The following is a 26,009-nucleotide window of genomic DNA, read 5'->3' as shown; positions in this document are numbered from 1 at the left end:
TCAATAGCGGCGCCCGTACTGGCAGTTTAAACATGTCTGTGTTCACCCCCTTGGCTCGGCCCGAGCTGGAAGCTTTTCTCGCCCCTTATGGCCTCGGTCGCCTGCTTGATTTCCAGGGGATTGCCGCCGGTAGCGAAAACACCAATTTCTTTATCAGCCTGGAGCAGGGGGAATTTGTCCTGACCCTGATCGAGCGTGGTCCGGTTCAGGAAATGCCGTTCTTCATCGAACTGCTCGACGTGCTGCACGGCGCCGACCTGCCGGTGCCTTACGCCTTGCGCACCACCGACGGCGTGGCCTTGCGCGAACTGGCGGGCAAGCCTGCGCTGCTGCAACCGCGCCTGGCCGGCAAGCACATCAAGCAAGCCAACGCGCAACATTGTGCGCAGGTCGGTGAGTTGCTCGGCCATCTGCACCTGGCGACCCAGGCCAACATGATCAAGCGCAAAACCGATCGCGGCCTGGACTGGATGCTGGAGGAGGGCACGCAGTTTTTGTCGCACCTCGGTGCCGAACAGAAAGACCTGCTGCAGCGGGCGCTGGAAGAAATCACCCGGCAGAAAGAAAAAATCCTGGCACTGCCGCGGGCGAACATTCACGCCGACCTGTTCCGCGACAACGCGATGTTCGAAGGCACGCACCTGACCGGGCTGATCGACTTCTACAACGCCTGCTCCGGGCCGATGCTCTACGACGTGGCGATTGCCTTGAACGACTGGTGCTCGGACGACGATGGCGTGATCGATGGACCGCGAGCGCGGGCCTTGCTGGGCGCTTACGCGACCTTGCGACCGTTCACCGCGGCCGAAGCCGAGTTGTGGCCAACCATGCTGCGGGTGGCTTGCGTACGGTTCTGGTTGTCACGTCTGATCGCGGCGGAGTCGTTCGCCGGGCAGGATGTGTTGATTCACGATCCGATGGAGTTCCAATTGCGCCTGACGCAGCGGCAGACGGTCAATACGCCGCTGCCTTTCGCCCTTTAAAGCAAAGATCGCAGCCTTCGGCAGCTCCTACGGACCGATGTAGGAGCTGCCGAAGGCTGCGATCTTTTTGTTTCAGCGATTACAACGACTCCAGACACCCCGCCAAATCATTCCCCAACTTTTCCAACACCTGCTCATAGCCCTGAGCAGTCGCCGGCGTGTACCCGCCCAGCGCATCCAGTTCAGCCAGTTTCACCGGCAAACCCGCCACCAGGGTTTCCGCCAGGCGCGGACGCAGCGGTGGTTCGCTGAACACGCAGGTCTTGCCGACTTCCTGCAAACGCGCGCGCATCGCCGCGACATGCTGGGCACCGGGTTGCACTTCGGCCGCGACGCTGAACACACCCACGTGCTTGAGGCCGTAGGCGTCTTCGAAGTAGTCGAAGGCTTCGTGGAACACGAAGTAGGGCTTGCCCTGAACATCAGCCAGGCGTTTTTTCAGGCGCGCATCCAACGCATCGAGACGCTCGTCGAAGGCTTTCAGATTGCTCTGATAGCGCGCGGCATTTTCAGGATCGGCGGCACTCAGGTCAGCGGCCATTTTGGTGGCGATGACCCGGGCGTTGACCGGCGACAGCCACAGGTGCGCATCGAGGCTGCCCGGACTGTGATCGTGGTCGTGTTCGTCGGCTTCTTCGGCGTGGGAGTGGCTATCTTCGGCAAAGCGGCGCAGTTTCATGCCTGGCAAATCCTGCACGGCGACGTTGGGCAACGTACGACCATTGAGCACCCGTGGCAGGAAGCCTTCCATGTCCGGGCCGATCCAGTACAGCAGGTCCACCGATTGCACCTTTCGTACGTCGGAAGGCCGCAACGCATAGTTATGCGGTGAGGCACCCGGTGGCAGCAAAACCTCGGGGATCGCCACGCCGTCCTGCACCGCCGCGGCGATCAACTGCAGAGGCTTGATGCTGGTAAGGACCTTGACCTCGGCTTGCGCCGAACCGATCAGCAGAAAACTTGCGATAAATGCGACAAAAACAGAAAAAAGTCGGGACACGATGACCACTCGAAGAGGCGAGAACGGGTAACATAATAACGTCTCTCACAAAACTCGTCGCCGCTCATGCTAAAAACACCGATCGCCAGCCGTCCCCACGACCACTCACATTGCGTTCACAGCGCTTTGTCCGAGGCCGATGCCCTGTGCGCACGTCAAGGCCTGCGCCTGACCGCGTTGCGCCGGCGAGTGCTGGAACTGGTATGGCAAAGCCACAAGCCGCTGGGTGCCTACGACATTCTCGCGGTCCTCAGCGAGCAGGACGGCCGCCGCGCCGCGCCGCCGACGGTGTACCGCGCGCTGGATTTCCTGCTGGAAAACGGCCTGGTCCATCGGATTTCCTCGCTCAACGCCTTCATCGGCTGCAATCACCCGGAACATGCTCACCAGGGTCAGTTCCTGATCTGCCGTGTATGCCACGCCGCGATCGAACTTGAGCAAAAATCCATCAGCGACGCGATCATCGCCAGCGCCAGGGATGTCGGGTTTGTCGTCGAAGGCCAGACCGTTGAAGTGGTCGGTCTCTGCTCCGGTTGCCAGGGGGCTTGATGAGCAACGCACTGATCCGTCTTGAGCAGGTTGCGGTCACGTTCGCCGGGCAACCAGTGCTGGACAACATCGAACTGAGCGTCGAGCCGGGGCAAATCGTTACCCTGATCGGCCCCAACGGCGCTGGCAAAACCACATTGGTACGTGCCGTGCTCGGCCTGTTGAAACCGGACAGCGGCAGCGTCTGGCGCAAGCCGAAACTGCGGGTCGGTTACATGCCGCAAAAGCTTCATGTCGATCCGACTCTCCCGCTGTCAGTCCTGCGTTTCTTGCGCCTGGTACCGGGCGTGGACCGTGCGATGGCCTTGGCGGCACTCAAGGAAGTCGGCGCCGAACAGGTGATCGACAGCCCGGTGCAAAGCGTTTCCGGTGGCGAAATGCAGCGCGTGTTGCTGGCCCGGGCCTTGTTGCGCGAACCGGAACTGCTGGTACTCGACGAACCGGTACAGGGTGTCGACGTGGCCGGCCAGGCCGAGCTGTACAGCCTGATCACCCGCCTGCGTGACCGTCACGGTTGCGGTGTACTGATGGTTTCCCATGATTTGCATTTGGTGATGAGCACCACGGACCAGGTGGTTTGCCTCAATCGTCACGTCTGCTGTTCCGGCCATCCCGAGCAGGTCAGCGGCGATCCGGCTTTCGTCGAGCTGTTCGGAAAGAACGCACAAAGCCTGGCGATTTATCACCACCATCACGACCACGCCCACGACTTGCATGGCTCGGTGGTCAAGGCGCCCGCATCGGGCCAACCCCATGTTCACGGAGATAGCTGCAAGCATGGCTGATTTTCTGCTCTACGCCCTGCTTGCAGGCCTGGCCCTGGCCGTCGTCGCAGGCCCGCTGGGATCTTTCGTGGTCTGGCGGCGCATGGCCTATTTCGGCGACACCCTGTCCCACGCGGCATTGCTCGGCGTGGCCCTGGGCTTCCTGCTGGATGTCAGCCCGACCGTTGCCGTGACCGTAGGCTGCTTGCTGTTGGCGGTGATGCTGGTGACTTTGCAACAACGCCAGCCGCTGGCATCCGACACGCTTTTGGGAATTCTCGCACCCAGCACGCTCTCTCTGGGCCTGGTGGTACTAAGCTTCATGCACGAAGTGCGGATCGACCTGATGGCTTATCTGTTCGGCGACCTGCTGGCGATCAGCCCGACCGATCTGGCCTGGATCCTTGGCGGTAGCGCTGCGGTACTGCTCTTGCTGGTTGCGTTGTGGCGCCCATTGCTGGCAATCACAGTGCACGAAGAACTGGCCAGGGTCGAAGGCCTGCCGGTGGCGGGATTGCGCCTGGCCCTGATGCTGTTGATCGCCGTGGTGATTGCCGTGGCGATGAAAATCGTCGGGGTATTGCTGATCACTTCGTTGCTGATCATCCCGGCTGCTGCGGCACAACGTCACGCCCGCTCGCCGGAGCAGATGGCACTGGGCGCGAGCCTGCTGGGCATACTCGCCGTGTGTGGCGGGCTGGCGCTGTCCTGGTTCAAGGACACCCCGGCCGGCCCGTCGATTGTGGTGACGGCCGCCGCGCTATTTCTGCTGAGTTTTGTTCTGCCCCGTCGAGGGGTGTAGACTTGCTCGTTTTTTGCGCAAATAGAGAGTCGCAGGAATGAAGTCGTTCGCCTCCCGTTATCTGCTCCTTGTCGCATTTTCTTTGCTGCTGGGCGCCTGCCAAAGCACGCCACCGGCGGCCACCGAGGCCGCCGATGCGCGGGCCACGGCCATCGTGCAGCTGGAACAAAACATCGCCAGCGATGAACTGGCCATCGCCGAAGACCAATTGGCAGCCTTGCAGGCCGAGTCGCCCAACGATGCGTCCCTTGAGCAATACCAGCGGCAGCTGGCCGAAGCCTATCTGCGCCGCAGCCAGACCGTGCTGCAAAAGGGTGATGTGGATGCCGCCGCGACCGCCCTGAGCCGTGCCCGCGCGTTGATGCCCAAGGCTCCGGCACTGACCGGCGGAGTCAACGGTTCGATTGCCCAGGCGCGCAAGGCCGAGCTGGAAAAAGCCGAAGCCGCCCTCAAGGCTGCCGAAGCCAAGCCAAAAGCCAAGGTTATCGACCTGATGGCTGAAAGCACCACGGTCGTGCTGAATATCAACGATATGGGCAAACTGCGTCGCCAACTGGATGCCATCGCCGCCGATGTGGTGAATTTTCAGTGCGACGTGAGCATTCAGGCTCCGCGCACCAACGATTACCCTTGGCTGGCTAACTTGCTGACCAAACGAGTGAAGAAGCTCGATCCCGAGTTTGATCTGAAGCTGGAGCGGCAGATTTTGCGCAGTGTTCCGGCGCAGATGATTCTAACGCCTCGCAAACCTTAAAAGCATCGTCGGAACGCCGCCCGGAGCAAGCTCGCTCCCACAGGGTTCACGATTGCTCACAGCTTTTGTGATCAACGCTTATCCCTTGTGGGAGCGAGCCTGCTCGCGAAGGCGTCCTTTCTGGCAAAAACAATTTCAGATCGAAATTGCCTTCCAAGTTGGGCCAGCTTCTTTAGCCGTTCCTTTTTCCTGACCTTTGATCGCGTTATTGCCAAATGACAGGACAAATGCGAAATAAATGCTAAGAACCTCTATACGGACAGGCTAAAATGCGCGCCCGGCTAACCGCTGATCCTTTTCTAACGCGCCCCACAAGGTTCGCTACGTGATCGAGTTTCAAAACGTCCATAAAACCTACCGCGTCGCCGGTAAGGAAATCCCCGCCCTGCATCCGACCAGTCTGACGATTGAGAACGGGCAGGTTTACGGCTTGATCGGTCATTCCGGCGCAGGAAAAAGTACCCTGCTGCGTCTGATCAATCGCCTGGAAAACGCCAGCGGCGGCAAGATCATCGTCGACGGTGAAGAAGTCACCGCCCTCGACGCCAACGGCCTGCGCCGCTTCCGTCAGCAGGTCGGGATGATTTTCCAGCACTTCAACCTGCTGGCCTCCAAGACTGTCACCGACAACGTCGCGCTGCCTCTGACCCTGGCTGGCGAACTGTCGCGCAGCGAGATCGATGCGCGCGTGGCCGAGTTGCTGGCGCGGGTGGGTTTGTCCGACCACGCGAAAAAGTACCCGGCACAATTGTCCGGCGGGCAGAAGCAGCGTGTCGGCATTGCCCGTGCGCTGGCGACCAAGCCAAAAATCCTGCTGTGCGATGAAGCCACCAGCGCCCTCGACCCACAAACCACCGCATCGGTCTTGCAATTGCTGGCCGAGATCAACCGCGAGCTGAAACTGACCATCGTCTTGATTACCCACGAGATGGACGTGATCCGCCGGGTCTGCGATCAGGTAGCCGTGATGGACGCTGGCGTGATCGTCGAGCAAGGCTCGGTGGCCGAGGTGTTCCTGCATCCGAAGCACCCGACCACCAAGCGCTTCGTGCAGGAAGACGAGCAGATCGACGAAAGCGAACAGCGTGACGACTTCGCTCACGTACCGGGGCGCATCCTGCGCCTGACCTTCCAGGGCGAAGCGACCTACGCGCCCCTGCTGGGCACTGTCGCCCGGGAAACCGGTGTGGACTACAGCATCCTGGCCGGTCGTATCGACCGCATCAAAGACATCCCTTACGGGCAACTGACCCTGGCCGTGACCGGCGGTGACATGGAAGCGGCCTTTGCCCGCTTCACCGCAGCCGACGTCCACATGGAGGTGCTGCGCTAATGGAAGCCCTGACAAGTTTCTTCGCCAATATCGACTGGTTCGAAATCTGGCTGGCCACCGGCGACACCCTGCTGATGCTCGGTGGTTCGCTGTTGTTCACCGTGCTGCTCGGCTTGCCCCTGGGGGTGCTGCTGTTCCTGTGCAGCCCGCGCCAGTTGCTGGAAGCCAAAGGCGTCTACGCGATGTTGTCGCTGATGGTGAACATCCTGCGTTCGCTGCCGTTCATCATCCTGTTGATCGTGATGATCCCGTTCACCGTGTTGATCACTGGTACGTCCCTGGGTGTCGCCGGTGCGATCCCGCCGTTGGTGGTGGGTGCCACACCATTCTTCGCCCGCCTGGTGGAAACCGCCCTGCGTGAAGTGGATCGCGGCATCATCGAAGCAACCCAGGCCATGGGCGCGACCACACGACAGATCATTACCAATGCCTTGCTGCCGGAGGCTCGTCCGGGCATCTTCGCGGCGATTACGGTGACAGCCATTACACTGGTGTCCTACACGGCGATGGCCGGTGTCGTAGGCGCCGGTGGTCTGGGTGACCTGGCGATCCGCTTCGGCTACCAGCGTTTCCAGACCGATGTGATGGTGGTGACAGTGGTGTTGCTGCTGGTACTGGTCCAGGTACTGCAAACCGTTGGCGACAAATTGGTCGTCCACTTTTCCCGTAAGTAAGACATGAGCCGGCCATTCGCTGGCAGGCGCCAAACGGGCGCCTCACAAGGAGTTAGCTGAATGAAAAAACTACTCGTGGCCTTCGCGGCCGTTGCGGCATTCTCTGCCCACGCTGAAACCCTGACCGTCGCGGCCACTCCGGTGCCACACGCCGAGATCCTCGAATTCGTGAAGCCGACCCTGGCCAAAGAAGGCGTGGACCTGAAGGTCAAGGTATTCACCGACTACATCCAGCCGAACGTGCAGGTCGCGGAAAAACGCCTGGACGCCAACTTCTTCCAGCACCAGCCGTACCTGGATGAGTTCAACAAGGCCAAAAACACCCACCTGGTTTCCGTGGCCGGCGTGCACCTGGAGCCCCTGGGCGCTTACTCCAGCAAGTACAAGACCATTGCCGAACTGCCTGGCGGTGCCAACGTGGTGATCCCGAACGATGCCACCAACGGCGGCCGTGCACTGTTGCTGATGGCCAAGGCCGGCCTGATCAAGTTGAAGGATTCGAACAACATCCTGTCGACCGTCAAGGACATCACCGAGAACACCAAGGACCTGAAAATCCGCGAACTGGAAGCCGCGACCATCCCGCGCGTGCTGACCCAGGTCGACCTGGCGCTGATCAACACCAACTACGCGCTGGAAGCCAAGCTTGATCCGGCCAAGGACGCGCTGTTCATCGAAGGCAGCGACTCGCCTTACGTGAACATCCTGGTGGCTCGCCCGGACGACAAGGACAGCGACGCGATGAAGAAACTGGTCGCTGCCCTGCACAGCCCGGAAGTGAAGGCCTTCATTCTCGAGAAGTACAAAGGCGCGGTCGTGCCGGCGTTCTGATCGAACTGCTGCAACGAAAAGGGGACGCCACGAGCGTCCCCTTTTTTATGCCTTTGAAATACAGCCCCCTGTGGGAGCGGGCTTGGTGGTGTTTTCAGTTGCGTTTAAGCATCACCGGCAACTGCGCCACCAACTTCGCATTGTTCAACGGCGCCCGAATAAACCCGCGCTGCGTCCCATCCGGCCCGATCACCGCGAGGTTGCCGCTGTGGTCAACGGTGTAGTTCGGCTTGCTGGTGTCCGCCGGAATGAATGGAATGCTCACCGCGTTGGCGATCGTTTGCAGCTCATCGGTCGACGCCGGGGTCAGGCCGATGAACTGCGAGTCGAAGTAGCCCAGGTACTGCTTCAGTTGCTTGGGTGTATCGCGGTTCGGGTCGACGCTGACCAGCACGATCTGCAATTTATCCACAGCCTCGGGCGGCAACTCGCTCTTGATCTGCCGCAACTGGGCGAGGGTGGTCGGGCAGATGTCCGGGCAGAAGGTGTAGCCGAAGAACAGCAGGCTCCACTTGCCTTTCAACTCATTGATCGCGACCGGCTGGCCGTCCTGATTGGTCATCGTCACGTCCGGCAGATTACGGCTCTGCGGCAGCAAGATGATGCCGGCGTCGATCAGCGCCGTCGGATCGCCCTGGTTTTTCCCGGACAGCACCTTGTTGACGGTCAGGCCCAGGATCAATGCGACCAGGGCGACGAGTATGAAGACGGTTTTCTGGGTTCGAGTCATAGGTTCAACAATAGGTAGTGGTCTACGAGCAGGGCGATAAACAGCAGGAACAAGTAGTAAATAGAGTACTTGAACGTGTTGATCGCCGCGTGCGGCCGAGTGCCACGGTACAGCACCACGGCCCATTGCAGAAACCGCGCGCCCAGCCCGAGCGCGCAGACCAGGTAGAGCGTACCGCTCATGTGGATCACATAAGGCATCAGGCTGACGGCAAGCAATACGAAGGTATAAAGCAGGATGTGAATCTTGGTGTAGTGCTCGCCATGGGTGACCGGCAGCATCGGGATGTCGGCCTTGGCATATTCCTCCTTGCGATGGATCGCCAGCGCCCAGAAGTGTGGCGGGGTCCAGGCGAAGATGATCAGCACCAGCAGCAGCGGTTCGGCGCTGACATGACCGGTGGCGGCGGTCCAGCCGAGCAATGGCGGCGCGGCACCGGCCAGACCACCGATGACGATGTTCTGCGGGGTCGCGCGCTTGAGGAATCCGGTGTAGACCACCGCGTAGCCGAGCAACGAGGCGAGGGTCAGCCAGGCGGTCAGCGGGTTGGTGAACGCCAGCAGCATGGCTTGTCCGAGGACCGCCAATACCAGCGCGAACGTCAGCGCGGCGGTCGGCGAAACCCGACCTTCGGCGAGCGGCCGTTTGTGGGTGCGCGCCATCACCGCGTCGATGCGCCGGTCCACCACATGATTGACCGCCGCCGCGCCACCTGCACACAAAGCGATGCCCAGGTTGCCGAAAATCAGCACCGTCCACGGCACCCCGGCGCGGGTCGCGAGGAACATCCCCACCAACGAAGTGATGAGCATCAGCACCACGACTTTGGGTTTGGTCAGTTCCAGGTAGTCACGCCAGATCGCCTGACTGGGACGTTCGCCGATCAGAATCGCCATGGCATCTCTCCTTTTATTGTTATGGGCCCGGCTGAGTGTTTACGCGGGCTGAAGTGCCAGCGCGCTTGCTTGACCCGGACCAGACTGGTTCGGGCGTGGTAATTGACCAGCACCATGGTCAGCAACAGCACCGCGCCGCCCGCGTTATGCGCGACGGCCACTGGCAGCGGCAGATGGAACAGCACGTTGCTGATGCCCAGGGTGATTTGTGCGCCAAGGGTGATCAGCACCAGGCCTGCCAGGCGCGTCATGCCGACCGTTTTCAGTTGCCAGGCCAGACCGAGCAATACCAGGGTGACCAGCAACGCGCCGATGCGATGGGTCAGGTGAATCGCCGTACGGGCGTCGCTGTCCAGTTGCCCGCCGAGGTAGTTCGGGCCGATGTGCTGGGTCAGGTGAAAGCCGTTGGCGAAGTCCGCCGGTGGTAACCACTGGCCGTGGCAGGTCGGGAAGTCGATACAGGCCACCGCGGCATAGTTGGAACTGACCCAGCCCCCGAGGGCGATTTGCCCGATCACCAGCAACAGCCCCACCGTCGCCCAGTGCTGCAAACGTCGTGGCACGGTCAGCGCCGGCAGCACGCCGGACAGGCGCAAGGTCAGCAGAAACAGCAGGCTCAAGGTCGCGAAGCCGCCCAGCAAATGCCCGGTGACCACCTGCGGCCAGAGCTTGAGCGTTACCGTCCACATGCCGAACGCGGCCTGGCCAACAACCACCGCCAACAGAAACAACGGCAGCTTCACCGGCTGCCCGGGATGGCGGCGATGCACCCACGCACGACCGGCCAACACCGCGATCAACAGCCCCAGCGTGCCCGCGAAGTAGCGGTGGACCATCTCGTTCCAGCCCTTGTGGGCCTCGACCGGAGCGTCCGGGAAATGCAATTCGGCATGGGCCAGCTGGGCTTCGCTTTTCGGCACGCTAATGAAGCCATAGCAGCCCGGCCAGTCCGGGCAGCCGAGGCCGGCGTGGGTCAGGCGGGTGTAGGCGCCGAGCAACACCACAATCAGTGCCAGCAAGGTGGCAAACAACGCGAGGCGAAATCCAGGCTTGGCCATGACGATGCCCTTATCCGATGTTCGACAGTTTCAACAGGTGGCGCAGATCGTTGAGCAGGTCCTTGCCCTTCACCGACGGGTCGTAACGCAGCACCAGATTGCCGTGGGGATCGATAATCCACAGGTGCGGCGCGTCATTGCTCTGGGCGCCTTTTGTGTAGGCAGGCAAATCCAGTGAATAGCGTTGCAACTGCGGGTACTCGCGTTGAAGTTTAGTCTCGTAATCGCTGTTCAGCGTCTGCGCGGCAGCCAATGCATGGCTGGCGCGGGACGCATCGCGGCCCAGGCCGATCTGGATTTGCCGCGCCAGATACACCAGTTGCTGGCAGTCCACCGCGCAATCCTTGGGCGCGGTCACCAGTATCTGCCACCGAGCTTCCTGGGCCTGCACGCCGATGTCCGCGCGGGTCTGGCCGTTGCCGATCAGTTCACCGTGATAACTGCGGCCCTCGGGCACCCAGAAATTCAGCTTGTACATGCCGGTGGCGAGGATCATCGGACCGATCACCCCGAGCAGGATCAGCAGCAGTTGCATACGGCCCTTGCGCCGGTTCACCGAAGGTTTCGCCTCAGACATGCTGGGTGGATTCATGGCCGCTCCCATGGTGTTTCTCCTTTGCGTTGTGCCAGCCGAGATAGAGATAAAGACCGAACAGGGCGATCGCCATGGCGAACCACTGCACGGCATAAGCGATGTGTTTTTCCGGGCCCATGGCGACTACCGGCCAGTCGGCCTGGTAGATGGCGGGACCGGTTTCGGCACGTAGTTCGTAGGCAAAGCCTTCGCGATTCAGTGCTGTCCAGAGCTTGTCTGGCTCAACGGCCGTAATCAGCTTCGGCCATGTCAACGTTGTGGGATCTGCGTGCAATTGGAACGTCGCCCCGGGGGGGACGTAGACCCACGCGTCGAGGCTTACCGCCTCGGTGGGTGTCTTGAATTGCGGTGGTGTGCGGCGCTCCGGCCAAGGCAACCAGCCGCGATTGACCAGCAGCCAAAGCCCGGAGGGCTGATCGTGAAAGGGTTGCAACAGCTCGACGCCGACCTTGCCGTTGCGTTGACTGTTATCCAGCAGCAGGCTGTGTTCGGCATCGAACTGGCCGTACAGGTGAACCCGACGGAAGGCCGGGGCTGTCGTGTGTTGCAGTTCGGTACTGGCCATCGGCTCGGCGGCTCGGCGCTCGACGTAGGTTTGCAGCAGCGCGCCTTTCTCCGCGCCCCGGCTCAATTGCCAGAACCCCAGGGACACCAGTAGCGGCAGCAACAGCGCCACCACCAGCGTTGGCACGATACCCGGCCGAAAGCGCTTCATGGCATCGCCAGAAAGTCGGTCGTCGCGATAGCTATACTCAAGTGCATCGCTTATCCCCCCGGAGTCTCACCATGCTCAAAGCAGCCATCGTCCTGATGCTGATTGCCACGGTTGTCAGCCTGTTCAGCGGCCTGTTTTTTCTGGTCAAGGACGACAGCCGCTCAAACCGCCTCGTCATTGCCTTGAGTGTGCGTGTCACGCTGGCCGCCATTACCCTGGGTCTGATCACCTGGGGGTTTTTCAGCGGCCAGTTGGTTTCCAATGCCCCCTGGTAACTGAACGCTCACAGCCTCAGAGCACATAGACGAAAACAAACAGCCCGATCCACACCACATCCACGAAGTGCCAGTACCAGGTCGCCGCTTCGAAACCGAACTGGTGCTCGTTGTCGAAGTGCCCGCGCATGATCCGCACCAGCATCACGAACAGGATGATGGTGCCGATGGTGACGTGGGCGCCGTGGAAGCCGGTGAGCATGAAGAAGGTCGCGCCGTAGATGCCCGAGCCCAGGGTCAGGCCCAGTTCGCGGTAGGCGTGAATGTACTCTTCGGCCTGGAAGGTGAGGAACGCACAGCCGAGCAATACGGTGAGTGCCAGCCAGAGTTTCAGTGCGCCGCGATGGCCCTTTTTCAAGGCATGGTGGGCGATGGTCACGGTCACGCTGGAACTGACCAGCAACACGGTGTTGAGCAACGGCAGGCCCCAGGGGCTGATGACTTCCTTGGGCGGCGGAAACAGTTTCGAGTCGGGGTTGCTCAGCAGCGGCCAGGTGAACTGGAAGTTCGGCCACAGCATGTGCGCCATGCCTTTGGCGCCTTCACCACCGAGCGCTGGCCCGGAGATATGACGGACATAAAACAGCGCGCCAAAAAAGGCGATGAAGAACATCACCTCCGAGAAAATGAACCAGCTCATGCCCCAGCGGAACGAGCGATCCATCTGTGCGCTGTACAAGCCGCCGCGACTTTCCTTGATCACCGTACCGAACCAGCCGAACAGCATGTAGGCCAGCAACAGGCCACCGACGAAAAAGATCAGCGGGCCGTGGGACTCCGGGCGTGCTGCCTTCAGGTCATTGAACCAGGTGGCCAGGCCAAACACCGTGACGAACATCCCGACCGTGGCGATGATCGGCCATTTGCTCTGGGCCGGGACGTAATAATGTTCATGAGTTGCCATTTATTGTTCTCCTTATCGGGCACGCTCAGCCGCCAGTGTTTACAGAAACCGGTGGATGTCGGGCGGTGATATCGAACAGCGTGTAGGACAGCGTCAGGTGCTTCACATCCTTGGGCATGTCACGGTCAACGATGAAACGTACCGGCATCTCGATCCGCTGACCGGGCTGCAGCACTTGCTGGGTAAAGCAGAAACATTCGGTCTTGTGGAAGTACGCCGCTGCGGTACTCGGCGCAATGCTCGGCACAGCCTGGGCACTCATCGGCTTATCGGTGGGGTTGTGAGCGATGAAGATCATCTCGTTCACCGCCCCCGGATGGGCCACCAGCTCCTCGCCCTTGGGATAGAAGTCCCAGGGCATGTCGGCAGTGTTGGTCGACAGAAACTGCACGCGCACCTGCCGCGAGGTGTCGACCGTTTGCTCACCCTCGTACTGCCCGCCGGTCTTGCCATTAATGCCGAAGGCCTTGCACATCACGTCGTAGATCGGCACCAGTGCAAAGCCGAACACAAACATCGCCACCACCACGGTCAGCAGGCGCGTGACCAGTTTCTTCATCGAAATCGAGTCAGCCATAACTTCGAACCTCCACACCAATCCCTGTGGGAGCGAGCTTGCTCGCGATAGCGGTTTGCCTGACACACCGCGTCGCATACATCGCAGGCAAGCCAGCTCCCACAGGACCGAGGCGTTTCATTTCACTTCCGGCGGCGTGGTGAAGGTGTGATACGGCGCCGGCGACGGGATGCTCCACTCCAGACCTTCAGCCCCATCCCACGGCTTTGCCGGTGCCGGCGGGCCGCCGCGAATGGTCTTGATCACGATGAACAGGAAGAAGATCTGCGTGGCACCGAACATGAATGCGCCGATCGACGACACCATGTTGAAGTCGGCGAACTGCAGGTTGTAGTCCGGAATCCGTCGCGGCATGCCCGCCAGCCCTACAAAGTGCATAGGGAAGAAGGCCAGGTTCATGCCGATGAACGACAGCCAGAAATGCAGCTTGCCGAGGGTTTCGTCGTACATGTGGCCGGTCCATTTCGGCATCCAGTAATAGGCCGAGGCGAAGATCCCGAAGATCGCCCCCGGCACCAGCACGTAGTGGAAGTGCGCGACCACGAAGTAGGTGTCCTGGTACTGGAAGTCCGCCGGGGCGATGGCCAACATCAACCCGGAGAAACCGCCGATGGAGAACAGGATCACGAACGCCACGGCAAACAGCATCGGCGTCTCGAACGTCAGCGAACCCTGCCACATGGTGCTGGCCCAGTTGAACACCTTCACGCCGGTAGGCACCGCGATCAGCAGCGTGGCGTACATGAAGAACAACTCGCCCACCAGCGGAATGCCGACCACGAACATGTGGTGCGCCCAGACGATGAACGACAGGAACGCGATACTCGCCGTGGCGTAGACCATCGAGGTGTAGCCGAACAGTGGCTTGCGCGAAAAAGCCGGAATGATCGAGCTGACGGCACCGAACGCCGGCAGGATCATGATGTACACCTCGGGGTGACCGAAGAACCAGAACACATGCTGGAACAGCACCGGGTCTCCGCCACCGGCTGCACTGAAGAAACTGGTGCCGAAGTGGATGTCCATCAGCATCATCGTCACGCAACCGGCCAGTACCGGCATCACCGCGATCAGCAGGAACGCGGTGATCAGCCAGGTCCAGACGAACAGCGGCATTTTCATCAGCGTCATGCCGGGGGCGCGCAGGTTGAGGATGGTGGCGATCACGTTGATCGCGCCCATGATCGAACTGATCCCCATCAAGTGGATGGCGAAGATGAAGAAGGTCACGCTTTCCGGCGCGTAGGTCGTCGACAGCGGCGCGTAAAACGTCCAGCCGAAGTTCGGCCCGCCGCCCGGAGTGAACAGGGTCGACACCAACAGCAGGAACGCCGCCGGTAACAGCCAGAAGCTGAAGTTGTTCATGCGCGGCAGGGCCATGTCCGGTGCGCCGATCATCAGCGGGATCATCCAGTTGGCGAGACCGACGAAGGCCGGCATCACCGCACCGAAGACCATCACCAGACCGTGCATGGTGGTCATCTGGTTGAAGAATTCCGGCTGGACGATCTGCAGCCCCGGCTGGAACAGCTCGGCGCGAATCACCATCGCGAACGAACCGCCAAGCAGGAACATGGAGAATGCAAACCACAGGTACAGCGTACCGATATCCTTGTGGTTGGTAGTCAGCACCCAGCGCATCAGGCCTTTGGCGGGGCCGTGGGCGTGGTCGGTGGCGGTATGAACATGTTCATCGATTACAGCAGTCATGTTCTGTCTCCTGCAAACAGATGGGCTGGGCAGGCCGGGGTGCGTAGCCCCGAGCGGTTCCTTAGGTGCGCAATAGACCGGGTCATTTGCTTTCCGCCTGTTTCAGCTCCAGCACTTCTTTAGGCGTGACCATGTCGCCCTTGTTGTTGCCCCAGGCGTTACGTTCATAGGTCACGACCGCCGCGATATCGACCTCCGAGAGTTGCTTGCCGAATGCGGCCATGGAAGTGCCAGGCTTGCCGTGGAAGACAATGCTCAGGTGAGCGTCTTTCGGTCCGGTGGCGATTTTCGAGCCCTTGAGTGCCGGGAACATCGGCGGCAGACCCTGGCCTTCGGCCTGGTGACAGGCCACGCAGGTGGTGTGATAGACCTTGTCGCCGCGTTCCTTGAGCTCCTCGAGCGTCCATTCCTTGCTGGTCAGTTCTTTGAGTTGCGCGGCCTCGGTCTTGCGATCGGCCAGCCATTTTTCGTAATCGGCCTTTTCCTTGACCTCGACCACGGTCGGCATGAAGCCGTGATCCTTGCCGCACAACTCGGCGCACTGGCCACGGTAGATGCCGGGCTTGTCGACGCGGGTCCAGGCTTCATTGACGAACCCGGGAATCGCATCGCGCTTGACCGCGAAAGCCGGCACCCACCAGGAGTGGATGACGTCGGCGGAGGTCACAAGGAAGCGCACTTTGGCGCCGACCGGCAGCACCAATGGCTTGTCGACTTCGAGCAGGTAATGCTCGCCCTTGGTTTCCTTGTTGTGGATTTGATCCTGAGGGGTGGTCAGGTTGCTGAAGAACTCGACGTCCTGGCCCAGGTATTTGTAGTGCCACTTCCACTGGTAGCCGGTGATCTGGATATCGATTTCCGGCTCGCTGGCGTCGTACATCTTGATCAGGGTCGCGGTAGCGGGAATCGCCATGGCCACCAGGATCAGGAAGGGTACGATGGTCCAGAGGATTTCGACGGTGGTGCTTTCATGAAATTTGGCGGCCACCTGCCCGGTCGAGCGGCGGTGGAGAATCATCGACCAGAACATGGCACCAAATACGATGATGCCGATCACCACACAGATCCAGAAAATGATCATGTGCAGGTCGAATACTGCGTGACTGATTTCAGTCGCTCCAGGCGCCATATTCACAGTCCAGGCCGCTTGCGCCTGACTGAAAATCGACCACAACAGGAGGCCCATCCAGACATGTGGATGTCGCATCATTGCGGGTTCCCCTTATCGTTCTTGTTATCCCGCCGGCTTTCACCTGCGGCAAGGGAGCGGCTGCATCAGACTACGAACTTGAGCACCGGGCCTTGCTGCATATGCAGTCGGGCGTCATCAGCTAACTCCATTCCAACCCGAGTATAGACAGCACCTCTGACCTCGCAATGCGAAGGCGTAAATCATCTGAAACAGCATTAACTTGCTTTGCAGGGTACGAATGGAGAAGGATGCAGACGAGTGGTGGCAAACCGATATAACGGGGCCGTCTCAAGGATGAAATAATTATGACAAATGCGTCTTAGCATTTTTCGTAAGCCAGCTAAGTTATGTCTTCCCTATTTCATTGCCTTGTTTCCTGGAGTTTTCATGAACACCGCCGCATTGCGCGAGCAGATCCAAAAAGCCCAACAACACGAAGCCGAGACCGGCCTGCTGACGCGTCAGCTGGAAAGTAAACTGCCTCATCTGCACCCGGCGATCCAATTGCCGGAGACCGATACCAACGGCGTACTGACGCGATTTGTCGCCGCCTACATCGAAGAAGTGCCCGATCTGCTGGATGCAGCCAATGAAGTCGCCAGGGAAGCGGGCATTGAGTCACAGATCAAACCGGTGCTGGCAATCGCCGAGCAGTACTTCCTCCAGCCGCCAGCCATCATGGCCGGCCATGTCGGGCTCGACAGCCTGCTGGATGAAGCCTATCTGGCGCACCGGTTTGTCGAAGAGGTCAATGACCTGTACATCAAGCATTTCGGCCAGCCACTGATCCCCTTGGACATGACTGTCGCCAACCTGATTGCTCATCAATTGATCGGTGAGTCGTTCGCCAACCAACTGGACGAAGTGGTGCATCACGCCATCGACGAGATGCTCAACGACGAAAGCTTCGCACTGGAGTCGGTGGAAGCCTACCGTGAAAAGCTCAACAGCCCGGACACCGGCACCGCGTGGAAACGCTGGCCGTGCATGTCCCGCCGTTTGGGCGTAGGCCTGGAACTGGATCAGCCGGCGGCTTGATCCACCGGTAAACACAATCCCCTGTGGGAGCGAGCAAGCTCGCCCCCACATTGGACCTCAGCCAGCCGCACCTATGCCCGTGTTGGTACGAACCCTGCCTTCGAGCCTGCGCTTCAATCCCCGCGATTCAATCAACAGCTTCGAACCCTTGGCCGCGTTCGCCCGGCCCCATTCCTCAAGCAACTCCAGACACGAGTGATCGATGTAGCTCAAGTTATTGAGCGGCACATGCACCGTCGCGCCTGGCGGAATGCTACCCAGCACCTGGGTCAGCGCCGGCACTTTGAGGAAGGTCGCCGCCCCTGCCAGGCGCAATTCCATTTCCCCATCCTGCGGCAGGTCGATCAGGCTGATTTTCAACCGCGAAGCTTTCAGCGCCAGTTTCACCAGCGTCAGGCCGAAACCAATCAACACGCCAGTCAGCAAGTCCGTGAAAACGATGGCGAGCGCGGTTGCCGCATAGGTGAACATCGGTGCCCGACCATACCGGCCCAAACCACGGAAGACCTTGAGATCCACCAGCTTGAAACCGGTGTACACCAGCACGCCCGCCAGGCTCGCCACCGGAATGCTTTGCAGCACGCTGGACAGCAACAGTACGAACGCCAACAACCACAGGCCGTGGAAAATGGTCGAAAAGCGCGTGGTTGCGCCGGCCTGAACATTCGCCGAACTGCGTACGATAACGCCGGTCATCGGCAACGCCCCAAGCAGGCCACACAGCATGTTGCCGATACCTTGCGCCGACAATTCCCGGTCGAAGTCCGAGCGCTGACCACTGTGCATGCGATCAACCGCGGCGGCTGAAAGCAAGGTTTCGGCGCTGGCGATGAAGGCCACGGCAAACGCCGCGATCAGCAAGGTCGGATCAGCCAGGTTGAGCAGATCCGCGGGCTTCAGCCAGTCGATGGCCTCCGTCAGGTTGGCCGGAACCTCAACCCGTTTGACCTGCAACGCCAGCACCAGGCTGGCAAGCGTGGCCAGACCGACGCCAAGTAGCGCGCCTGGAACGAAGCGCAGGGATTGCGGACGGAATTTCTCCCACAGCCACATGACAGCGATCGTCGACAAACCGAGCAACCCGGCTTGCCAGCCAAACGAGGGCAACGCCTGAGCCATCGCCGCCGGGAAGGCCGCCAGGTTATCCAGACCCGAGGGTTTGGGCACGGCATCCAGCATCACATGTACCTGAGACAGGATGATCAACACGCCAATCCCGGCCAGCATGCCGTACACCACCGCAGGTGCCGTCACCCGAAACCAGCAGCCCAGCTTCAAACGGCCAGCCACCAGTTGCAACAAACCCGCCAGCAACAGAATGGGCCCAAGCATGGCAATGCCGTGCTGGCGGACCAACTCGAATACCAGAACGGCCAGGCCCGCCGCCGGACCGCTGACTTGTAGCGGCGAGCCGGCCAACCAGCCGACCACCAGACCACCGATGATGCCGGTGATCAGGCCTTTGGCCGGCGGCAGCCCCGAGGCAATCGCGATGCCCATGCACAGGGGCAGGGCGACCAGAAACACAACCACAGAAGCCAGCAGCTCCCGTGGCAGAACAGCTTTGAGTCGAGCAGCACGCATGGCGAGTCTCCCGAAGTTTTCTTCAGGCATGGCAAAACCAGGCTGCCTGAACGGCAGCCTCGGCTGAACCACACAACGATTTAGGAGGGTTTAGAAGCGCGCTTTGGGCGTCGCCACTGGAATTGGCAGGCTGCCATTGAGCGGCAGGAAACAGCCTTGATCGGCGTCGTACGCTTTGATTTCGCTGGTTTCGATGTTGTAGACCCAGCCGTGAATAAATAGCTGACCGTTGGCCATGCGCGAGGCCACCGACGGATGGGTGCGCAGATGCTGCAATTGGGCGATCACATTCTCTTCGGTGAGGATGTGCATGCTTTCGCTTTCGCTAGAGCAGTTGCAGTTCTCCTGCACCATGGTCTTGGCCACTTCGGCATGACGCAGCCAGGCTTTGACCGTGGGCATTTTTTCCAGACTGTCCGGGTTGAGCACCGCGCGCATGGCGCCGCAGTCGGAATGCCCGCAAATGATGATGTGATGCACCCCCAGAGCCAGAACGGCGTACTCGATGGCCGTGGAAACACCACCGTTCATTTGCCCGTAAGGCGGCACGACGTTGCCGACGTTACGGGTCACGAACAGGTCGCCGGGGGAGCTTTGGGTAATCAACTCGGGAACGATGCGCGAATCGGCGCAGGCGATGAACATCGCTCGTGGCCGCTGGGCTGTGGCGAGTTTCTTGAAGAGCTCTTCCTGCTGAGGAAAGATCTCATGATGAAAATGCAAAAAGCCGTCAACGATATGCTGCAACGCTGCATCGGCGGTTTCGGCCTCGGGTTGGGCTGAAGCCGACGCAGCCAACGGCTGTTTATCCTTGTCACTCATCAATTCATCCTCATTGGCGGGCTCAGGGAATCTTCCCGTGTGGTCCGGTGTGAAGCCAGTGGCTGGTTAAAAAACATCCAGGCCAAAAATCTCGACCCATCAGTCACTCGATGAACAAGGTAGCGGCCGAATCTTAATTGAAACTGAATAAAACGCTCTAGAATGCGTGTTCCAGGTCACAAAAAACGTGACCAGCCCAAGGCGTGAGCGCGATCTTCAGTACTCAACCATAGGCCAATTGTCCTCAAATCAACGACATTTGGCGACCGGGCGGACAAAAGGCATTGCAGTCCAGATCAAAGCCTTCCCGGCGATTGAGCCCCAGGCGCTTGATGGTTTTGGCAAAGCGCTGTGCCAGCAGGTCGGCGAAGGGGCCTTCACCGCGCATTCGAGCGCCAAAGCGGCTGTCGTAGAGTTCACCGCCACGGCTCTGGCGAATCAGGCTCAGCACATGTGCCGCCCGTTGCGGATAGTGGGCGCCCAGCCATTCTTCGAACAGCGGCGCCACTTCCAGCGGCAGGCGCAACATCATGTAGGCAGCACTTTGCGCCCCGGCCGCATGGGCCTCGGTGAGCAGGCTTTCGAGTTCACTGTCGTTGATCATCGGAATCATCGGTGAACACAGCACGCCCACCGGAATGCCCGCCTCGCGCATGACCCTGATAGCCCGCAACCGGGCCTTGGGCGCTGCGGCGCGGGGTTCGAGGATGCGCTTGAGCTCGTCGTCCAGGGTGGTCAGGCTGATCATCACCGCCACCAGTCTTTGGCTGGCAAGTTCGGTCAGCAGGTCCAGGTCGCGAAGAATCAGCGAGCCCTTGGTGACGATAGTCACGGGGTGTCGGTAACGCAGGAGCACTTCGAGGGTTTGCCGGGTGATTCTGTATTCACGCTCGATCGGCTGATAGGGGTCGGTGTTGGAGCCGAGGTTGATCGGCGCACATTGATACCCACGTTTGGACAGCTGCTCCTCCAGCACATCCACGGCGTTGGTCTTGGCGATCAGTTTTGTCTCGAAATCCAGCCCCGGTGACATGTCCCAATAAGCGTGACTGGGGCGCGCATAGCAATAAATGCAACCGTGCTCGCAGCCGCGGTAGGGATTGATCGAGCGGTCGAAGGGCAAGTCCGGTGAAGTGTTACGGGTAATGATGGTTTTTGCCCTTTCAATGCTCACCTCGGTGCCCTGGGTGAGCGGAACTTCCTGGTACCAGCCGTCGTCCTCAACCACCGAATGACTGGGGGCAAAGCGGTTGTGCGGGTTGGTTGCGGTGCCGCGGCCGCGGGGAGGCATAGAGCTAACCATCGGCGGACTCCTTGATCTGTATATCCATACAGTATACGACCCACTGCGAATCGACCAGTACCGCTCAGCCCTTCATCTGGCGACGGGGCGTCGTTAGTTACTTGTTCGTCAATGATGAGAAAACTGAAGAAACATATAGTCAGTGGTTAGATCAAATACCCACCCGTATATTCAGCCCGACAAACAACACCCTCAACAGCGATCAAATAAAAGGATTTATTAATGTCTTTCTTTAACCAGCGCGGTATCTTTCTGCAACTCATGCAACCGAGTCCTTCGGAGCCCAACACACTGGTTTCGCTACAACTTGCTCGAAAAGAGCTGAGTTGGGATGCGGAAAACAATGTTCAAATTGAAAACCTGGTCGACTCGGAGTTTTACACAGCTGTTTCCACAGACCGTGGTAACTCGTTCAGCATCAGGGCTGTTGGCAAGGATGTCGATGGCGACGGAAACATCGGTGCCGACGACAAAGCCAAGTTGCAGGCGCTGGCAAAAGCCTATGCCAGTATCGTCAATCCCTGAGCCCTGACTTTCCAATCTCTGGAAAGCGCTATGCCGAATGCATGCGGGCTCCCGCATGCATTCCAGACAGCCACGAGGATAAAAAATGTCCAAGCCCATAAAAACCGGTGCTTATCTACAAAAAATAGAAACTCCAAAAGATGTGCAGGTAGTTATCAAGCTAATAAGGGCAGACGAGTATCCAAACAAAACAATGGAGCAGTTCGCTGATGTTCTCGCAAGCGCTCCCTCCGTGACACTCCATATAAAAGACGATAGCAAGACTTCAAAGCTCGATTTTGATCCATGGTCCGATATCAATGTCATTCCAGACAATAGTATCGACGAAAAGGACACTGCCGCCCTTACACAACTTGCACTCGCTTTTTATCATCAACAGATAATTGCTCCAGAGGGCATAGCGTACCTATATCGTCTTCCCGCTGAGCTTCGAGTAGATGTTGAGGTATTTGACATTGATGAAGAGGATCATCAGCTGTATAGCCTCGGTGTGTACGAGACCAAATCTGCGGATTCCGGCTCGCCTTTTGAAGGTCGTGAACGCAACCCTGAAACTGGACATGTGTTTGACTATGGGGCCGAACTGAACGGTTTGCTCAAAGCATTCATCAAACTGAAACTATAACCTGAGCGCAGGCTTCACGATTCTTTGACAGTCAGCTCACAGGCCTTTGACCGTGCATGGCTGATCCTTGCCACCCTCTTCCCGTACCTTTCTGAACGGTCGCTCAAGCATGCCTTTCCCACGTTTTTTATCTGCAATATGCCTGTCGCTGGTTGCACTCGTTAACCTGACACCGGCACTTGCTGACGACGGTGGGATGAAGCGTCCGGCAGACTGGGCTCAACAGGTAGAGAAGCAATACAACCTCTTCCAGATGTCGCCGACGCTCTATCGCAGCGCCTTGCCGGACAAGGGCGCGGTGCCGCTGCTGGAGAAACTCCAAGTGGGTACGGTAATCAACTTCCTGCCCGAAGCAGATTCCAGTTGGTTGTCCACGCCAGGCATCACGCAAGTACAACTGCCTTATCGCACCAACCATGTGGATGACGCCGATGTGCTCAAGGCCTTGCGCGCCATTCAGTCTGCCGAAGCCAAAGGCCCGGTGCTGATGCACTGCAAACACGGTTCCGACCGTACCGGCCTGATGGCAGCCATGTACCGGGTTGTCATCCAGGGCTGGACCAAGGAGGAGGCCCTGAACGAAATGACCCAAGGCGGCTTTGGCGACAGCACCCACTTCAAGGACGGCATTCGCTACATGATGCAGGCCGATGTGGAAAAACTGCGCACGGCCTTGGCCAATGGCGACTGCAGCACCAGCCCGTTCGCCGCGTGTTCTATGAAGAGCTGGTTCAAGTCCGCTCATATCGAATAAAAAAAGCCCCCGTTGCATTGCGCAACGGGGGCTTTTTTCACTCAGTTTTGTTCGTCAGGCTTTTTCTTCAGTTTCGGATTCGGGAAGAACTGAACCGCCTGAACCTTGGTGTCGGCAGGTTTGAGTGCGCTGGTGTTAACCCGCGTACCCAACTCCTTGGGCACCGACAGTCCTTGCTCATTGAGTGTGTCGGAGTAACCGCAGGCCACGCACTCTCGGTGCGGGACCTGGTCTTCATTCCACATCATCAACTTGTCCGGCTCGCTGCATGCCGGGCAGACCGCCCCGGCGATAAAGCGTTTTTTCGTAATCACAGGCCCCTCACTCATGCTGCCGCGTCCTCACTCAGGCCGCTGTGGCGCAAGAGTGCGTCAATTGATGGCTCACGACCACGGAAGTCGACGAACAGCACCATCGGCTCCTGGGAGCCGCCACGGGCCAGGATTGCTTCGCGGAACGCACGACCGGTGTCGGCGTTGAGCACGCCTTCTTCTTCGAACTTCGAGAACGCATCGGCCGACAGCACTTCAGCCCATTTGTAGCTGTAGTAACCCGCGGCGTAACCGCCAGCGAAGATGTGAGCGAAGCTGTTAGGGAAACGGTTGTAGGCCGGTGGACGCATCACCGAGACCTCGTCGCGCACGCCTTCGAGCACTTGCAGCACGCTGCGGCCGTCGCCGTGGGTGGCGTGCAGTTCGAAGTCGAACAGCGAGAACTCCAGTTGGCGAACCATCATCAGGCCGGACTGGAAGTTTTTCGCCGCGAGCATTTTCCCGAGCAAGTCCTGGGGCAGCGGTTCGCCGGATTCATAGTGACCGGAAATCAGCGCCAGGCCTTCCGGCTCCCAGCACCAGTTTTCCATAAACTGGCTCGGCAGCTCGACCGCATCCCAGGCCACGCCGTTGATGCCGGACACGCCAGCATGCTCGACTCGGGTCAGCAGGTGATGCAGGCCGTGACCAAACTCGTGGAACAGGGTGGTGACTTCGTCGTGGGTCAGCAGCGCAGGCTTGCCGCTGTCAGCCGGGGTGAAGTTGCACACCAGGTTCGCCACCGGGCTTTGCAATACACCGCCAGCGGTGCGACGGCGGTCGCGGGCGCCATCCATCCAGGCACCGCCACGCTTGTTGGCGCGAGCGTAAAGGTCGAAGAAGAAGCGGCCGACGTGCTGGCCGTTTTCCTTGATTTCAAACAGGCGGACATCCGGGTGCCAGGTATCGAAACCTTTCTGCTCGGCAATCTCGATGCCGTACAGGCGCTGGACGATGGCGAACAGGCCGCTGAGCACCTTGTCGATCGGGAAGTAGGCACGCAGGGCTTCCTGGGCCACGCTGTAGCGTTGTTCACGGAGTTTTTCACCGTAGAAACCGCTGTCCCAGCTTTGCAGGTCCGGGCAGCCCTGTTCGGCGGCATAAGCCTTGAGCTGTTCCAGATCCTGGGCGGCGAACGGCTTGCTGCGCTTGGCCAGGTCCCGCAGGAAGCTCAGTACCTGATCGCTGGATTCGGCCATTTTGGTCGCCAGGCTCAGCTCGGAGAAACTGCTGAAACCCAGCAGCTTGGCCAGCTCCTGACGCAGGTCGAGGATTTCTTCCATGACCGGGCCATTGTCGTTCTGGCCGGCGTTCGGGCCCTGGTCCGACGCACGGGTGCAGTACGCGGCGTAAACCTCTTCACGCAATGCGCGGTCCTGGGCGTAGGTCATCACCGCGTAATAGCTCGGGAATTCCAGGGTGATCAGCCAGCCGTCCAGATCCTTGGCCTGAGCCGCGGCGGCCATTTGCGCCTTGGCCGAGTCGGTCAGGCCGGCGAGGGCTGCTTCATCGGTGATGTGCTTGGTCCACGCCTGAGTGGCATCGAGCAACTGGTTGGAGAAACGGCTGCCCAATTCGGACAGCTTGCTCTGCACTTCGGCGTAACGCTTCTGTTCGGCTTCCGGCAGGTCGATACCCGACAGACGGAAGTCACGCAGGGAGTGTTCCAGGATAGTTTTCTGCGCCACGTCGAAACCGGCGGCCTCCGGGCTGTTGGCCAGGGCTTCGAAAGCCTGGAACAGTTCGCGGTTCTGCCCCAATTCGGTGGAGTAGGCGCTCAAGGCCGGCAGGCACGACTCGTAGGCTTCACGCAGTTCGGCGCTGTTGCACACGGCGTTGAGGTGGCTGACCGGGCTCCAGGCGGCGCCCAGGCGGTCGTTGAGTTCGTCCATCGCCAGCACCAGGCCCGCCCACGTTGGCTGTTTGACCTGGGTCTTGAGGATCTCGACGATGGCGGCACGGTTGTCAGCCAGGATCTGTTCAATGGCCGGTTGTACGTGTTCGGCGCGGATGGCGGAGAACGGCGGCAGGTCATAGGACTGCAAAAGAGGGTTGTTCACGCTCACGGTTGATACCTTGGCTGGAGAAACATGCAGTCATCTTAATTACAATCGACGCTCACCGCAGCTATCAGCAACAGAGAGAAACCCTATCGTGAACCTTCGCAAGTATCAGAACCACACGCCGCTGCTGGGTAAAGGCGCTTTTGTCGACGGCTCGGCGGTGGTGATCGGCGACGTTGAAATTGGCGAAGACAGCTCCATCTGGCCGCTGACAGTGATTCGTGGCGACATGCACCGCATCCGCATCGGCGCGCGCACCAGCGTGCAGGATGGCTGCGTGTTGCACATCACCCACGCCGGGCCGTTCAACCCCGACGGTTTTCCGCTGCTGATCGGCGATGACGTGACCATTGCCCACAAGGTCATGCTGCATGGTTGTTCGGTAGGCAGCCGAGTGTTGATCGGCATGGGCAGCATCGTCATGGACGGCGCGGTCGTCGACGATGATGTGATCATCGGTGCCGGCAGCCTGGTGCCGCCGGGCAAGCATCTGCAAAGCGGCTTCCTGTATGTGGGCAGCCCGGTGAAGCAGATCCGCCCGCTGACTGACAAGGAACGGGCCTTTTTCACCTACAGCGCGGCGAACTACGTGAAGCTCAAGGACCTGCATCTGGCCGAAGGCTACGACCAGCTTTGACCCGG

29 protein-coding genes are annotated in these 26,009 nt (G+C 59.7%); 14 read left to right on the top strand and 15 right to left on the bottom strand.

Annotated features, from left to right (window positions below):
- Positions 1-32: 32 nt before the first annotated feature.
- Positions 33-983, top strand: coding sequence for a homoserine kinase (locus AC3IP0_RS00350; RefSeq protein ID WP_489317815.1), 951 nt, complete (start codon positions 33-35; stop codon positions 981-983).
- Between the two features lie 79 nt (positions 984-1,062).
- Here the strand turns inward: AC3IP0_RS00350 and znuA are convergent, their stop codons facing one another.
- The gene (gene znuA, locus AC3IP0_RS00345; protein ID WP_489317814.1) at positions 1,063-1,983 is read right to left on the bottom strand and encodes a zinc ABC transporter substrate-binding protein ZnuA; all 921 of its coding nucleotides are present in this window, start codon (positions 1,981-1,983) and stop codon (positions 1,063-1,065) included.
- 66 nt (positions 1,984-2,049) lie between these two features.
- On the opposite strand from znuA, the gene zur reads away from it, so the two are divergent.
- The 7 genes from zur (at position 2,050) to AC3IP0_RS00310 (ending at position 7,690) form a co-directional block, all read left to right on the top strand.
- Positions 2,050-2,532 (top strand): zinc uptake transcriptional repressor Zur, encoded by a 483-nt coding sequence (gene zur, locus AC3IP0_RS00340; RefSeq protein WP_008045818.1) that lies wholly within the window; start codon positions 2,050-2,052, stop codon positions 2,530-2,532.
- Entirely contained in the window at positions 2,532-3,317 is a 786-nt protein-coding gene (gene znuC / locus AC3IP0_RS00335) for a zinc ABC transporter ATP-binding protein ZnuC (protein WP_007989407.1), read from the top strand. Before zur ends, znuC begins: the two co-directional genes overlap by 1 nt.
- Complete coding sequence (gene znuB, locus AC3IP0_RS00330; protein WP_046042679.1) at positions 3,310-4,098, top strand: zinc ABC transporter permease subunit ZnuB; 789 nt, start codon at positions 3,310-3,312, stop codon at positions 4,096-4,098. The genes znuC and znuB overlap by 8 nt, the downstream gene beginning before the upstream one ends.
- Positions 4,099-4,135: 37 nt before the next feature.
- Positions 4,136-4,852 (top strand): PA5502 family lipoprotein, encoded by a 717-nt coding sequence (locus AC3IP0_RS00325; protein ID WP_489326409.1) that lies wholly within the window; start codon positions 4,136-4,138, stop codon positions 4,850-4,852.
- A 325-nt stretch (positions 4,853-5,177) separates the two neighbouring features.
- Entirely contained in the window at positions 5,178-6,185 is a 1,008-nt protein-coding gene (locus tag AC3IP0_RS00320) for a methionine ABC transporter ATP-binding protein (protein WP_489317811.1), read from the top strand.
- Positions 6,185-6,859, top strand: coding sequence for a methionine ABC transporter permease (locus AC3IP0_RS00315; protein WP_046042682.1), 675 nt, complete (start codon positions 6,185-6,187; stop codon positions 6,857-6,859). Before AC3IP0_RS00320 ends, AC3IP0_RS00315 begins: the two co-directional genes overlap by 1 nt.
- Before the next feature lie 60 nt (positions 6,860-6,919).
- Complete coding sequence (locus AC3IP0_RS00310) at positions 6,920-7,690, top strand: MetQ/NlpA family ABC transporter substrate-binding protein (protein WP_489317810.1); 771 nt, start codon at positions 6,920-6,922, stop codon at positions 7,688-7,690.
- Positions 7,691-7,784: 94 nt separating this feature from the next.
- Here AC3IP0_RS00310 and AC3IP0_RS00305 read toward each other — a convergent pair whose 3' ends face one another.
- From AC3IP0_RS00305 to AC3IP0_RS00285, 5 genes are read right to left on the bottom strand one after another with little or no spacing between them, the layout of a single operon-like run.
- Positions 7,785-8,420 (bottom strand): SCO family protein, encoded by a 636-nt coding sequence (locus AC3IP0_RS00305; protein ID WP_223443527.1) that lies wholly within the window; start codon positions 8,418-8,420, stop codon positions 7,785-7,787.
- Entirely contained in the window at positions 8,417-9,316 is a 900-nt protein-coding gene (gene cyoE, locus AC3IP0_RS00300; RefSeq protein ID WP_489317809.1) for a heme o synthase, read from the bottom strand. Before cyoE ends, AC3IP0_RS00305 begins: the two co-directional genes overlap by 4 nt.
- Entirely contained in the window at positions 9,304-10,374 is a 1,071-nt protein-coding gene (locus tag AC3IP0_RS00295; protein WP_489317808.1) for a COX15/CtaA family protein, read from the bottom strand. The genes cyoE and AC3IP0_RS00295 overlap by 13 nt, the downstream gene beginning before the upstream one ends.
- Positions 10,375-10,384: 10 nt before the next feature.
- Entirely contained in the window at positions 10,385-10,978 is a 594-nt protein-coding gene (locus AC3IP0_RS00290; RefSeq protein ID WP_489317807.1) for a hypothetical protein, read from the bottom strand.
- On the bottom strand, positions 10,944-11,684 hold the full coding sequence (locus AC3IP0_RS00285) for an SURF1 family protein (RefSeq protein WP_489317806.1): 741 nt from the start codon (positions 11,682-11,684) through the stop codon (positions 10,944-10,946). Before AC3IP0_RS00285 ends, AC3IP0_RS00290 begins: the two co-directional genes overlap by 35 nt.
- A gap of 71 nt (positions 11,685-11,755) precedes the next feature.
- Here AC3IP0_RS00285 and AC3IP0_RS00280 point away from each other — a divergent pair, with 71 nt between their 5' ends.
- A complete protein-coding gene (locus AC3IP0_RS00280; protein ID WP_489317805.1) occupies positions 11,756-11,959 on the top strand; it encodes a twin transmembrane helix small protein in 204 nt (67 codons plus the stop codon).
- Between the two features lie 16 nt (positions 11,960-11,975).
- Here AC3IP0_RS00280 and AC3IP0_RS00275 read toward each other — a convergent pair whose 3' ends face one another.
- From AC3IP0_RS00275 to coxB, 4 genes are all read right to left on the bottom strand, one after another.
- Positions 11,976-12,863: a cytochrome c oxidase subunit 3 gene (locus AC3IP0_RS00275; RefSeq protein WP_489317804.1), complete on the bottom strand. Its 888-nt coding sequence runs from the start codon at positions 12,861-12,863 to the stop codon at positions 11,976-11,978.
- 25 nt (positions 12,864-12,888) lie between these two features.
- Complete coding sequence (locus AC3IP0_RS00270; protein ID WP_489317803.1) at positions 12,889-13,440, bottom strand: cytochrome c oxidase assembly protein; 552 nt, start codon at positions 13,438-13,440, stop codon at positions 12,889-12,891.
- Positions 13,441-13,557: 117 nt separating this feature from the next.
- Entirely contained in the window at positions 13,558-15,150 is a 1,593-nt protein-coding gene (gene ctaD / locus AC3IP0_RS00265) for a cytochrome c oxidase subunit I (RefSeq protein ID WP_056726727.1), read from the bottom strand.
- Positions 15,151-15,232: 82 nt separating this feature from the next.
- Positions 15,233-16,360 (bottom strand): cytochrome c oxidase subunit II, encoded by a 1,128-nt coding sequence (coxB, locus tag AC3IP0_RS00260; protein WP_489317802.1) that lies wholly within the window; start codon positions 16,358-16,360, stop codon positions 15,233-15,235.
- Positions 16,361-16,729: 369 nt separating this feature from the next.
- On the opposite strand from coxB, the gene AC3IP0_RS00255 reads away from it, so the two are divergent.
- Positions 16,730-17,380, top strand: coding sequence for a hypothetical protein (locus AC3IP0_RS00255; protein WP_489317801.1), 651 nt, complete (start codon positions 16,730-16,732; stop codon positions 17,378-17,380).
- 57 nt (positions 17,381-17,437) lie between these two features.
- Here the strand turns inward: AC3IP0_RS00255 and AC3IP0_RS00250 are convergent, their stop codons facing one another.
- The 3 genes from AC3IP0_RS00250 to AC3IP0_RS00240 all read right to left on the bottom strand — a co-directional run bounded on the left by AC3IP0_RS00250 (position 17,438) and on the right by AC3IP0_RS00240 (position 21,089).
- Positions 17,438-18,964 carry a SulP family inorganic anion transporter gene (locus AC3IP0_RS00250; RefSeq protein ID WP_489317800.1) on the bottom strand — a complete coding sequence of 509 codons (1,527 nt, stop codon included), beginning with the start codon at positions 18,962-18,964 and terminating at the stop codon, positions 17,438-17,440.
- A gap of 90 nt (positions 18,965-19,054) precedes the next feature.
- Entirely contained in the window at positions 19,055-19,786 is a 732-nt protein-coding gene (locus tag AC3IP0_RS00245) for a carbonic anhydrase (protein WP_008045785.1), read from the bottom strand.
- A 244-nt stretch (positions 19,787-20,030) separates the two neighbouring features.
- Complete coding sequence (locus AC3IP0_RS00240; protein ID WP_489317799.1) at positions 20,031-21,089, bottom strand: PA0069 family radical SAM protein; 1,059 nt, start codon at positions 21,087-21,089, stop codon at positions 20,031-20,033.
- 222 nt (positions 21,090-21,311) lie between these two features.
- On the opposite strand from AC3IP0_RS00240, the gene AC3IP0_RS00235 reads away from it, so the two are divergent.
- The 3 genes from AC3IP0_RS00235 (at position 21,312) to AC3IP0_RS00225 (ending at position 22,993) form a co-directional block, all read left to right on the top strand.
- Complete coding sequence (locus AC3IP0_RS00235) at positions 21,312-21,614, top strand: hypothetical protein (RefSeq protein WP_489326408.1); 303 nt, start codon at positions 21,312-21,314, stop codon at positions 21,612-21,614.
- An 85-nt stretch (positions 21,615-21,699) separates the two neighbouring features.
- Positions 21,700-22,239 (top strand): hypothetical protein, encoded by a 540-nt coding sequence (locus AC3IP0_RS00230; RefSeq protein WP_489326407.1) that lies wholly within the window; start codon positions 21,700-21,702, stop codon positions 22,237-22,239.
- 109 nt (positions 22,240-22,348) lie between these two features.
- The gene (locus AC3IP0_RS00225) at positions 22,349-22,993 is read left to right on the top strand and encodes a dual specificity protein phosphatase family protein (RefSeq protein WP_489326405.1); all 645 of its coding nucleotides are present in this window, start codon (positions 22,349-22,351) and stop codon (positions 22,991-22,993) included.
- A gap of 41 nt (positions 22,994-23,034) precedes the next feature.
- On the opposite strand, the gene AC3IP0_RS00220 is transcribed toward AC3IP0_RS00225, so the two are convergent.
- Positions 23,035-23,322, bottom strand: a complete 288-nt coding sequence (locus tag AC3IP0_RS00220) for a YheV family putative zinc ribbon protein (RefSeq protein WP_223443553.1) — start codon at positions 23,320-23,322, stop codon at positions 23,035-23,037.
- On the bottom strand, positions 23,319-25,370 hold the full coding sequence (prlC, locus tag AC3IP0_RS00215; RefSeq protein WP_489317796.1) for an oligopeptidase A: 2,052 nt from the start codon (positions 25,368-25,370) through the stop codon (positions 23,319-23,321). Before prlC ends, AC3IP0_RS00220 begins: the two co-directional genes overlap by 4 nt.
- 88 nt (positions 25,371-25,458) lie before the next feature.
- On the opposite strand from prlC, the gene AC3IP0_RS00210 reads away from it, so the two are divergent.
- The gene (locus AC3IP0_RS00210) at positions 25,459-26,004 is read left to right on the top strand and encodes a gamma carbonic anhydrase family protein (RefSeq protein WP_477753447.1); all 546 of its coding nucleotides are present in this window, start codon (positions 25,459-25,461) and stop codon (positions 26,002-26,004) included.
- The last annotated feature ends 5 nt before the right edge of the window (positions 26,005-26,009 follow it).

The sequence above is a fragment of the Pseudomonas sp. GL_103 genome (genome assembly GCF_057835175.1).
Note: the sequence above shows the minus strand (reverse complement) of the source record. Positions and strands in the feature narration are given on the sequence as shown.